At 73.6% G+C, this 10,170-nt stretch carries 11 protein-coding genes; 6 read left to right on the top strand and 5 right to left on the bottom strand.

All coding sequences use genetic code 11. From position 1 onward, the window contains the following. Positions 1–124 precede the first annotated feature (124 nt). The 3 genes from VK501_RS25510 to VK501_RS25500 are packed head-to-tail and all read left to right on the top strand — an operon-like array spanning position 125 to position 2,827. Positions 125–778 carry a TetR/AcrR family transcriptional regulator gene (locus VK501_RS25510; RefSeq protein WP_324342581.1) on the top strand — a complete coding sequence of 218 codons (654 nt, stop codon included), beginning with the start codon at positions 125–127 and terminating at the stop codon, positions 776–778. Next, positions 756–2,432 (top strand): acyl-CoA dehydrogenase family protein, encoded by a 1,677-nt coding sequence (locus tag VK501_RS25505; RefSeq protein ID WP_324342579.1) that lies wholly within the window; start codon positions 756–758, stop codon positions 2,430–2,432. Before VK501_RS25510 ends, VK501_RS25505 begins: the two co-directional genes overlap by 23 nt. Further along, positions 2,429–2,827, top strand: coding sequence for a nuclear transport factor 2 family protein (locus VK501_RS25500; protein WP_324342577.1), 399 nt, complete (start codon positions 2,429–2,431; stop codon positions 2,825–2,827). The genes VK501_RS25505 and VK501_RS25500 overlap by 4 nt, the downstream gene beginning before the upstream one ends. A 16-nt stretch (positions 2,828–2,843) precedes the next feature. Here the strand turns inward: VK501_RS25500 and VK501_RS25495 are convergent, their stop codons facing one another. Beyond that, the gene (locus VK501_RS25495) at positions 2,844–3,098 is read right to left on the bottom strand and encodes a hypothetical protein (RefSeq protein WP_324342575.1); all 255 of its coding nucleotides are present in this window, start codon (positions 3,096–3,098) and stop codon (positions 2,844–2,846) included. Positions 3,099–3,147: 49 nt separating this feature from the next. Next, positions 3,148–3,735: a leucyl/phenylalanyl-tRNA--protein transferase gene (locus VK501_RS25490; RefSeq protein WP_324342573.1), complete on the bottom strand. Its 588-nt coding sequence runs from the start codon at positions 3,733–3,735 to the stop codon at positions 3,148–3,150. 66 nt (positions 3,736–3,801) lie between these two features. Here VK501_RS25490 and VK501_RS25485 point away from each other — a divergent pair, with 66 nt between their 5' ends. After that, positions 3,802–4,956, top strand: a complete 1,155-nt coding sequence (locus tag VK501_RS25485) for a site-2 protease family protein (RefSeq protein WP_324342571.1) — start codon at positions 3,802–3,804, stop codon at positions 4,954–4,956. Between the two features lie 15 nt (positions 4,957–4,971). Here the strand turns inward: VK501_RS25485 and VK501_RS25480 are convergent, their stop codons facing one another. From VK501_RS25480 to VK501_RS25470, 3 genes are all read right to left on the bottom strand, one after another. Next, positions 4,972–5,595 carry a TetR/AcrR family transcriptional regulator gene (locus VK501_RS25480; RefSeq protein ID WP_324342569.1) on the bottom strand — a complete coding sequence of 208 codons (624 nt, stop codon included), beginning with the start codon at positions 5,593–5,595 and terminating at the stop codon, positions 4,972–4,974. 180 nt (positions 5,596–5,775) lie between these two features. Next, a complete protein-coding gene (locus VK501_RS25475; RefSeq protein WP_324342567.1) occupies positions 5,776–6,138 on the bottom strand; it encodes a hypothetical protein in 363 nt (120 codons plus the stop codon). Between the two features lie 109 nt (positions 6,139–6,247). Beyond that, a complete protein-coding gene (locus VK501_RS25470; protein ID WP_324342565.1) occupies positions 6,248–6,928 on the bottom strand; it encodes a pyridoxamine 5'-phosphate oxidase family protein in 681 nt (226 codons plus the stop codon). Between the two features lie 67 nt (positions 6,929–6,995). On the opposite strand from VK501_RS25470, the gene VK501_RS25465 reads away from it, so the two are divergent. Both VK501_RS25465 and VK501_RS25460 read left to right on the top strand, forming a co-directional pair. Then, on the top strand, positions 6,996–8,444 hold the full coding sequence (locus tag VK501_RS25465) for a PLP-dependent aminotransferase family protein (protein ID WP_324342563.1): 1,449 nt from the start codon (positions 6,996–6,998) through the stop codon (positions 8,442–8,444). Between the two features lie 66 nt (positions 8,445–8,510). After that, positions 8,511–10,170 (top strand): FAD-binding protein (locus VK501_RS25460; RefSeq protein WP_324342561.1); only part of this gene is annotated, 1,660 nt, incomplete at its 3' end.

Below are 10,170 nucleotides of genomic sequence, written 5' to 3'. Positions count from 1 at the left end.
CTTCGCCATATGGGTCCCTTCGGTTCGGAGCCTTTGAGGCTATTGGAGGGGACCTTCGGGACGGGCCGCGCCCCATGGCGGCCGGTTTGGCGCAAGAGCTGAACTGTGGTTCACTCCTTGGTGCATGGCCTACCGTCCCACCCAGCGGACCGAGGCGCGCCGCACGGCGACGCGCGAGCGGATCGTGGGCGCCGCGCACGACCTCGTGGCACGCGGCGGCTACCGCGAGGCGGCCGTCGCCGCCGTGGCCGCCCGCGCCGGGGTGGCGACCGGGACGGTCTACCGCCACTTCCCTTCCAAGGCCGAGCTGCTGACCGAGGTCTTCCGCCGCGCCTCCCAGCACGAGGTCGACGCCACCCGCGCCGCCGTCGACGCCCTCGGCCCCGGCACGCCGGCCGCCGACCGGATCGCCGCCGGCGCCGAGGCCTTCACGCGCCGCGCCCTGCGCGGCCGCCGGCTGGCCTGGGCGCTGCTCGCCGAGCCCGTCGACCCCGCCGTCGAGGCCGAGCGCCTGCAGTTCCGCCGCGCCTACGCGGACGTCTTCGCCCGCACCATCGCCGACGGCGTCGAGGACGGCCAGCTCCCACCCCAGGACCCCGCGTTCACCGCCACCGCGCTCGTCGGCGCGATCGGCGAGGCGCTCGTCGGCCCGCTCTCCCCCACGACGCACCCGACCGACGCCGACGCCAACGCGCTCGTCGCGCGCCTCATCGCCTTCTGCCTGCGTTCCACCACCGATCAGGAGCTGTCTCCCGATGTCCACCGTCGCGCGGCCTGAGCCCGCCTCCGCCACCCATGAGGTTCGCAACCAGGTCCCGCCGCTGGAGGGCCGCAACCTCTTCACCGACCACACCGCGCTGGTCGAAGGCCTCGCCCGCGAGGGCGGCGCCTGGGCGCACGACCGCGCCGTCGAGGTCGGAGAGTTCTGGGGCGGCGAGCCCCAGGCCTGGGGCTTCCAGGCCAACGAGAACCCGCCGGTCCTGCACACGCACGACCGCTACGGGCACCGCCTCGACGCCGTCGAGTTCCACCCCGCATGGCACCAGCTGATGGCGCGCGGCGTCCACGACGAGATGCACGCGCTGCCGTGGAACGACCCCCGGCCCGGCGCGCACGTCGCGCGCGCGGCCATCTACATGAGCGGCACGCAGGCCGAGGCCGGCTTCGGCTGTCCGATCACCATGACCTTCGCCGCCGTGCCCGCCCTGCGGGCCACGCCCCAGGTCGCCGAGGAGTGGGTCCCGCGCCTGACCGCGCGTGGCTACGACGGCGCGCTGAAGCCCGCCTCCGAGAAGCCGGGCGCGATCTGCGGCATGGCGATGACCGAGAAGCAGGGCGGCTCGGACGTGCGGGCCAACAGCACCGTCGCGATCCCGCTCGACGGCGGGGGACCGGGCGCGGAGTACCAGCTCATCGGCCACAAGTGGTTCTGCAGCGCGCCGATGAGCGACCTGTTCCTCGTGCTCGCCCAGACCGACGAAGGCCTCTCCTGCTTCGCGGTCCCGCGCTTCCTGCCCGACGGCACCAAGAACGAGGGCTTCCAGCTGCAGCGCCTCAAGGACAAGCTGGGCAACAAGTCCAACGCGTCGTCGGAGGTCGAGTTCCGCGGCGCCTGGGGCCGCATGGTCGGCGAGCCCGGCCGCGGCGTCCCGACCATCATCGAGATGGTCGGCCACACGCGGCTGGACTGCGTGATGGGCGGCGCCGGCGGGATGCGCCAGGCCGTCTCGCTCGCGACCTGGCACGCGATGCACCGCGCAGCGTTCGGCAAGCGGCTGATCGACCAGCCGCTGATGCGCAACGTGCTGGCCGACCTCGCCGTCGAGAGCGAGGCCGCGACGGCGCTGACGCTGCGCCTGTGCCGCGCCTACGACGAGGCCGCCGCCGGCGACCCGCGCGCCGACCTGTTCAAGCGCCTGGCCACCGCGGTGGCCAAGTACCACGTCTGCAAGCGCGTCCCCAACCACGCCTTCGAGGCGCTGGAGTGCCTCGGCGGCAACGGCTACGTCGAGGCGTCGGGCATGCCGCGCCTCTACCGCGAGGCGCCGCTGTGCTCGATCTGGGAGGGCTCGGGCAACGTGATGGCCTTGGACGTCCTGCGCGCGCTGTCGCACACGCCCGAGGCGCTCGACGTCTACCTCGAGGAGCTCGACGCCGCCACCGGCGCCGACACCCGCTACGACGCCTACGTCCAGACCGTCCGCTGCGAGTTCAAGCGGCCGGCCGAGCTCGAGCATCGCGCCCGGCTCGTGGTCGAGCGCATGGCGCTGGCGCTGCAGGCCTCGCAGCTGCTGCGCCACGCGCCGGCCGTGGTCGCCGACGCGTTCGTCGCCACGCGCCTGGCCGGCGACGGCGGGGTGCACTACGGGACGCTGCCGAGCGGCACGGACGTGGGATCCATCATCCAGCGCCACCAGCCGGTGGCGGCATGACGGCCGTCGACGACTTCCGCGCCGCCGTCCTGGCGCAAGATCTCGACGCCGCGCTGGCGACGCTGTCGCCCGACGTCGTCTTCCACAGCCCCGCGGTGTTCCACGAGTACCGCGGCATCGAGACCGTCGGTGGCCTGCTGCGGCTGGTGGCCGAGACCTTCGAGGACTTCCGCTACACCGACGAGCTCGCCGGCAGCGCCGACACGCCGGTCCACGCGCTGATCTTCCGCGCCCGCGTGGGCGAGCGGGAGCTCGAGGGCATGGACCTGGTCCGGCTTGGACCCGACGGCCTCATCGAGGACTTCACGGTGATGATCCGGCCGCTGTCGGGCCTGGTCGCGCTGGCTCAGGCGTTGGGGCCGAAGGTGGAGGCGGCGGCCCTGAAGGCCGGCTGAGCGGCGCCGCGGGCGCCTAGCCGAGTTGCTCGACGGCGCCGCGGAACGCGACGATCTCGCGCTCGACAGCGAGGTCGTCGCCGCGCATGTGGCGCAGCTTGGCGACGGTGTCGGCCAGCGCGCGAGCGTGGGTCTCGATCCCGCGCAGCGACTCCGGGTCGTCCAGATCCTCCGGCACGACCGCACCGAGCGCGCGCAGGTGGTCGTCGAGCCAGAGCTCGCGCTCCAGCTCACGACGCTGCGTCCAGGTGAGACGGTCGCCGGTGTCCATGTCCTTCAGGAAGTGTAGGCCGCCACAGTCGCGTCCAAGGTGATGTCCATCACCCGTAGACGGCGACGCGCAGCCGTGCCTCGTACTCCGCCCGCGGGATCTGGACCGCGCCGAGGCGCAGCGTGTGCGGCGTGGCGGTCTGGATGTCGCACAGCGCGCAGCCGCCGCCGGCGAGCGCCTCGAGGGTGAGCGCGACCAGCGCGTTGCCCGCGTGCGGCACGCGGTGGAACATCGACTCGAGCATCGCCGCCCGGCCGATCGTCACCGAGACCAGGCCCGCCGCCAGCTCGCCGCCGACCCACACCTCGAACGTGTGGGCGTTCCCGGCGGCGCGCAGCGCGCGGTACAGCGCCTGCATGCGCGGGGTGAGCCAGACGCCGTCGCCGGGCGCACGCGGCTGCGCGCACCGCGCGATCGTCTCCTCGAAGGCGTCGTCGACGCGCAGCTCCCAGTCGACGCGGTCCGGCCCGCCCCGCAGCGAGCGCTGCACGCGCCGGCGCACCGCGGCGAGCGACTCGGCGTCCAGCTCGAAGACCGTGCGCGGGTCGGCGACCCACCACGGCAGCTCGGGCGCGCCGGGCTCGTCCATCGGGAACAGGCCCTGCGCGTAGAGCCCAAGGATCGTGTCGACGTCCACGCCGCACACTGTGGCGCAGGGGGACGTGGGGCGCCCGCGGTCGCCCACGCGGCACAATGGACGTTGATGTTCGGCAGCGGAACAGGATCGGTACAGCTCGCGCGGGTCTTCGGGATCCGCATCGGCGCCAGCCCCAGCTGGTTCCTCGTGCTGTTCCTGATGATCTACTCGCTTTCAGGGTTCTTCGACGACGTGCTGGACGTGTCGAGCACCGAGTCCTACCTCGTGGCGGTCGCGGGCGCGCTGCTGTTCTTCGTCTCGCTCGCGCTGCACGAGCTCGGCCACGCGCTCGTGGCGCGGCGCAACGGCGTGGGGGTGCTGGGCATCGACCTGTGGCTCTTCGGCGGCCTGGCCAAGCTGTCGCGTGACTCGCGGTCGCCCGGCGAGGAGTTCCGCATCGCCGCCGCGGGCCCGGCGGTGACCGCCGCGATCGTCGTGCTGTGCCTGCTCGGCGTGGCGGCGAGCTCGCACCTCGGCGAGGCGTTCGACGTCTTCAACGGCGACGGCACGACGCCGCTGCTGGCGCTGATGGCGTGGCTGGGCCTGGTGAACCTGTTCCTGCTGGCGTTCAACCTCGTGCCCGGCTTCCCGCTGGATGGCGGCCGCATCGCCCGGGCGATCGTCTGGAAGGTGACCGGCGACCGCCATCGCGCGACCCGCATCGCCGGCCGGCTCGGCCTCGGCGTGGCCTACATCCTGATCGGCGGCGGCCTCTTCCTCGCGGTCAACGGCGACCCGTTCACCGGCATCTGGCTCGTCGTCCTGGGCTGGTTCCTCAGCCAGGGCGCGCGCGGCGCCGTCGTCGCAGGGCAGTTCTCGGAGCGCATCGAGGGCGTCACCGCGGCCGACCTGATGGATGCCGAGCCCGTCAGCGTCCCCGAGGAGACGACCGCCCTCGCCGCCCAGGACGAGTTCTTCCTGCGCTACCGCCTGCCGTGGTTCCCGGTGGTCGACACCTCGGGCCGCCTGCGCGGCCTGCTGCGCCAGGAACGTGTGGACGGCGCCGTCGCCGCCGGCCAGCCGGCGCTGACCGCCGACGAGCTGCTCGACGTCGACGCCGAGCGCGAGGCGAGCGTCGACCGCGACACGCCGCTCGAGGCCCTGCTCAGCTCCGAGCCGCTGCGCCGCCTGGGCGCGGTGGCGGTGGTCGACGCCGACGGCCGGCTGCTCGGCCTCATCACGCTGGACCGCGTGCGCCGCGCGCTGGCCGCGAGTGTCTGAGCGCCCGGGCCGCGCTCACTCAGCCCGGACGGCCGGTCCCGACACGCCGGCCACCACGTAGGCCACGACCGTGCGGGCGAAGCCGTCGGTGTTGGGGGCGTGGCCCTGCAGCATCCGGTGGTAGAACGGGCCGTAGACGAGGTCGATGGCAGCCTCGACATCGGTGTCTGCCGGGATGTCGCCGCGTTCGATCGCGCGGTCGAAGATGACGCGGACCTCGTCGCGGCGCGGCTGGAGGAAGCGCGCGCTATAGGCCTGGGCGAACTGGGGATCGGTCTGCGCTCTGACGACGAGGGCGGCGATCACGCGTCCGTAGGGCCGTTGCGCAACCTGGTGGATCCAGGGACCGACGAGCGCCAGCAGGTCGCCGTCCAGCGAGCCCGTGTCGGGCGTGTCCGGCCGCGCGGTCTCCCATTCGCTGAAGAGCGCGTCGAGGGCGAGCAGCTCCTTCGACGGCCACCAGCGGTAGATGGTGGCCTTGCTGGCCCCCGCGCGCTCCGCGACGGTGTCCATGCTGATCGAGCCGAGGCCGTGCTCCAGCAGCAGGTCGCTCGTGGCCTCGAGGATCGCCTGGCGCGTCTTCTGGCTGCGTGGGCGCCCTCGGCGGGGCGCGTCGTCGGCCGGCTCGGCGCGGGCCATCAGGTGGGCTCTGTCGTCGGGACGTCGCCAGCATAGCAAAACGAGACGCCTCGTTTTGTATCCCCTGGCGCTCGCCCCGCTCGGCTGATTCATCGCGGTGGGCCTGGAGAGCCCGTTGTCCAGCGGGAAGGGGTGCCGGTCGCTGTCCAGCGGGCCTCCAGGCGTGTCCGCGGGCCTGTTTCAGCCCAGTCCGATGCGGCCGGATCCTCCGAGGCCGATCCCGCCGAACGGGATCGTGGCTCCGCCGCTGGCGCCCACTCCGGCGCCGTGGTTCCAAGGGTTGCCGGGGGGCCGGCCGTAGCCGGGGTTCCACTGGCCGCCGGGGCCCCGGCCGTTGCCGGGGTTCCACTGGCCTCCGGGGCCCCGGCCGTAGCCGGGGTTCCACTGGCCGCCGGGGCGCCACGGGCGGCCGTGGCCCGGGAAGGCCATCGGCGCTGCCACGGCGCCGGACATCGGCGCTGCGCTCGCGCCGGCCACCGGGGCCGCGATGACGAGCGCGCCGATGACGGCGGCGGCCGCGAGAACGCGGTTCGTGGTGAACATGAGTCGTAGACCTCCTTCTGCCGGGCGTACAGGGGGCGCCTGACGGTGGTTGTCGATGGAGCCCTTTTGAACTCCGGCACATGTTGTCCCTCCTGCGGTTAAATCGAAACTAAGCGTTTCGTTTCGTTTGTAGGCGCGCTGCCCCCGCGGCCCAGTCGGTGACCGCTGCCGACGGCGCGATCCCGTCGCGCAGACGCGCGTCGGGGACCGGCACGCCGGGCTCGACGGTCAGCGGCACGGTGCCGGCCCAGACGTCGAGCGCGTAGTCGTCCGCGTCATCGACCGGATCGCCGGTGCGGACCTTGGCCGACGCCTCGGTCAGCGACATCGCGAGCACGCGCGTGCCCTTGAGCTCCTGGCGCGTCGGCGGCCGGACCTCCTCCCAGCGGCCGGGGATCAGGCGGTCGGTGAACGCCTCGAGCGCGGCGGCGCGCTCCTGCGGCCCCTCGACGTAGCGCGCGTGGCCGAGCACGACGGCCGAGCGGTAGTTCATGGAGTGGTGGAACGCCGACCGCGCGAGCACGAGCCCGTCGACGAGCGTGACGGTCAGGCACGCCGGGATCCCGGCGCCGAGCATGGTCACCATGCGCGACGACGCGGCGCCGTGGAGGTAGACGTCGTCGCCGATGCGCGCGTGCAGCGTGGGGATCACGTACGGCTGGCCGTCGATGACGAAGCCGAGGTGCGCGACGAGCGCCTCGTCGAGGATCGCGTCGATCGTCGCGCGCTCGTAGTCGGCGCGGGCGGGCGCGCGGCGGACGCGGGCGCGCTGGGAGGGGGCGGTGGCCATGGCCGGCAAGCTAGGCGCGGCTTGGCCCTCCTTCCAGGTCCAAGTTCGTCTGCGATAGTGGGGCCAAGTGGACCTGCACCTGGATCTCGACGCCGCGCCCGGGCGCTCGCTGCGCGCCCGCGCCGAGCACGCCCTGCGCGAGGCGGTGCGCGGCGGCCGCCTCCCGCCCGGCACGCGCCTGCCCGCCACCCGGGCGCTGGCCCAGCAGCTCGGGGTCTCCCGCGGCGTGGTCGTCGAGGCCTACGCGCAGCTGGCCGCCGAGGGCTACCTCGACACCCGCCGCGGCGGCGGCACGCGCGTGGCGGAGCAGCCGGCCGCGCCGAACGCCACCCCCACCCCCACCGCCACCGCCACGGCCACTGCGACGCCCACGCCCAACCCCGGCGTGGTGGTGGCCGAGCGCTTCGCGCTCTCCCTTCCCCGGCACGACCTCCGCCCCGCGCTGCCGGCCGTCGACGGCTTTCCGCGTGCGGCGTGGCTGGCGGCGATCACGCGCGTCCTACGCACCGTCCCCGACCGCCGGCTCGGCTACGGCGACGACCGCGGCGAGCCGGAGCTCCGTGCCGCCCTCGCCGCCTCCCTGGCGCGCACCCGCGGCGTGCGCGCCGACCCCGACCAGGTGCTCGTCACCGGCGGCCTGCGCGCCAGCCTGCCGCTCATCTGGGCGCTGCTGCGCGCCCGCGGCGCCCGGCGCGTCGGCGTCGAGCAGCCCGGCTGGGCGCGGGTGCCCCCCAGCGTCCGCGCCGGCGGGCTCACTGCCGTCGGCGTGCCGGTCGACGACGACGGCCTCGACCCCGCGCGCCTCGAAGGCCTGGACCTCGACGCCGCGGTCGTCACGCCCGCCCACCAGTTCCCCACCGGCGCCGTGCTCGCGCCCGCCCGTCGCGCGGCCCTCACCGCCTGGGCGCGCGACCGCGGCGCGCTGATCGTCGAGGACGACTACGACGCGGAGTTCCGCTACGACCGCCAGCCGATCGGCTCGCTGCAGGGCCTCGCGCCCGACCTCGTGCTCTACGGCGGCTCGGCCTCCAAGACGCTCGCGCCCGCCCTGCGCCTCGGCTGGCTCGTCCTCCCGTCCAGGCTGACCGCCGACTGGCCGGCCGACGGGCCGTCGTCGCCGGCCGGAACCCCGCCCGTCCTGGATCAGCTGGCGCTCGCCGACCTCTTCGAGCGCGGCGAGGTCGACCGCCACCTGCGCCGTCAGCGCAACCGCTACCGCCGCCGGCGCGACGCGCTGCTGGGCGCCGTGGCCGACCGCCTGCCCGAGATCGAGATCCGGGGCGCCGCCGCGGGCCTGTTCGCCGTGCTGCTGCTGCCCGAGGGGCTCGACGAGGCCGCGATCGTCGCTGCCGCGCAGGCGCGCGGCGTCGCGCTCGAGGGCCTGGGAACCGGTCGGCGCCCGGGCCTGGTCGCGGGGTACGCCAACCTCCCCGAAGCCGGCGCCGCCGCGGCCGTCGCGGCATTGGCGACGGCGATCGAGGGCACCGTCGGGGTGCTGCCCCAACGGTTGACGTAGAAGGGCTTGCAAGGGCCCGACGTATAGAGTCCGTCGCCCCGAACTTCGAGACGAAGAGCCCGATACATGCCTGCACACGACGTCCTCATCCTCGGCGCCGGCCTCGCCGGCCAGCGGGCCGCACTGGCTGCCGCGGACGCCGGCGCGTCGGTCGCGATCATGAGCAAGGTCCACCCGGTCCGCTCGCACTCGGTCGCTGCCGCCGGCGGCATCAACGCCGCCATCAACCCCGCCGACGACTGGCGCTCGCACGCCTACGACACCGTCAAGGGCTCCGACTTCATCGGTGACCAGGACGCGATCGAGGTCATGTGCGCCGAAGCCCCCGACGAGGTCCTGCACCTCGAGCACATCGGCGTCACGTTCCACCGCAACGAGACCGGCGCGCTCGACCTCCGGGCCTTCGGCGGCGCCTCGATGAAGCGGACCGCCTACGTGGCCGACATCACCGGCCAGGCCATTCTCCACGTCCTCTACGAGCAGCTCATGAAGTACCACGAGCGCGTGGCTCGCTACGAGGAGTGGTTCACCACCTCGCTCCTGCAGGACGAGACCGGCGCGATCTCCGGCTGCGTGGCCCGCGACATCCGCACCGGCAAGCTCGAGATCTTCACGGCCAAGAACGTGATCATGGCCACCGGCGGCGCCGGCCAGTGCTTCAAGCCGACGACCAACGGCCTGATCTGCACGGGCGACGGCATCGCGCAGGCCTACCGCCTCGGCGCGCCGCTCATGGACATGGAGATGGTCCAGTACCACCCGACCTGCCTGGTCGAGAACGGCTTCCTCATCACGGAGGGCGCCCGCGGCGAGGGCGCGCACCTGCTCAACGCCAACGGCGAACGCTTCATGGAGAAGTACGCGCCCAACAAGATGGAGCTGGCGTCGCGCGACGTCGTCTCCCGCGCCGAGCAGACCGAGATCAACGAGGGCCGCGGCGTCGGCCCCGGCGGCGTCGGCATCTACCTCGACATCACCGTCGTGCCGAAGAAGCGCGTGCACGAGGCGCTGCGCGAGATCGTCAACATCGGCAAGGACTTCGCCGGCGTCGACATCACCCGCGAGCCGATCCTGATCCGCCCCGGCCAGCACTACATCATGGGCGGCGTCAAGACCGACATCGACGGCGCCACGCCGATCGAGGGCCTCTACGCCGCGGGCGAGGTCGCCTGCGTCTCGGTCCACGGCGGCAACCGCCTCGGGGCGAACTCGCTGCTGGACACGCTCATCTTCGGCCGCCGCGCGGGCGAGCACGCCGCGCACCGCGCCGCGGGCATGCCGATGCCGAAGGCCGCCTCGGTGGCCCGCCTCGACGACGAGCAGGCCATGTTCGACGCGATCATCGCCCGGCCCAAGACGGGTCGCCGGATCTCCGAGATCAAGGACGAGCTGGGCACCGAGATGAACCGCAACGTCGCGGTCTTCCGCGACCAGGCCGGCCTGGAGCACGCGCTCGAGGTCGTCCGGCGGCTCAAGGAGGAGGCCAAGAGCGCCTACGTCGACGACAAGGGCACGGTCTTCAACCAGGACGTGCTCGGGGCGATCGAACTGGGCTACATGCTCGACTGCGCCGAGTGCACGGTCGTGGGCGCGATCGAGCGCAAGGAGTCGCGTGGAGCCCAGTTCCGCACCGACTACCCTGGCCGCAACGACGACGAGTGGATGAAGCACATCACCTTGTCGCGCAGCGGGTCCGACGAGCCTGACGTCGGGTACTCCCCTGTGA

The sequence above is a fragment of the Baekduia sp. genome (assembly GCF_035318805.1).
In the GTDB taxonomy this organism is placed as follows: domain Bacteria; phylum Actinomycetota; class Thermoleophilia; order Solirubrobacterales; family Solirubrobacteraceae; genus Baekduia.
The sequence above is the reverse complement of the archived record's forward strand: the minus strand, read 5'-3'. Positions and strand labels throughout refer to the sequence as shown.

Coding starts and splice junctions, on each gene's coding strand:
- VK501_RS25510 (WP_324342581.1), top strand. CDS start 125: ATGGCCTACCGTCCCACCCAGCGGACCGAGGCGCGCCGCACGGCGACG.
- VK501_RS25505 (WP_324342579.1), top strand. CDS start 756: ATGTCCACCGTCGCGCGGCCTGAGCCCGCCTCCGCCACCCATGAGGTT.
- VK501_RS25500 (WP_324342577.1), top strand. CDS start 2,429: ATGACGGCCGTCGACGACTTCCGCGCCGCCGTCCTGGCGCAAGATCTC.
- VK501_RS25495 (WP_324342575.1), bottom strand. CDS start 3,098: ATGGACACCGGCGACCGTCTCACCTGGACGCAGCGTCGTGAGCTGGAG.
- VK501_RS25485 (WP_324342571.1), top strand. CDS start 3,802: ATGTTCGGCAGCGGAACAGGATCGGTACAGCTCGCGCGGGTCTTCGGG.
- VK501_RS25480 (WP_324342569.1), bottom strand. CDS start 5,595: ATGGCCCGCGCCGAGCCGGCCGACGACGCGCCCCGCCGAGGGCGCCCA.
- VK501_RS25475 (WP_324342567.1), bottom strand. CDS start 6,138: ATGTTCACCACGAACCGCGTTCTCGCGGCCGCCGCCGTCATCGGCGCG.
- VK501_RS25470 (WP_324342565.1), bottom strand. CDS start 6,928: ATGGCCACCGCCCCCTCCCAGCGCGCCCGCGTCCGCCGCGCGCCCGCC.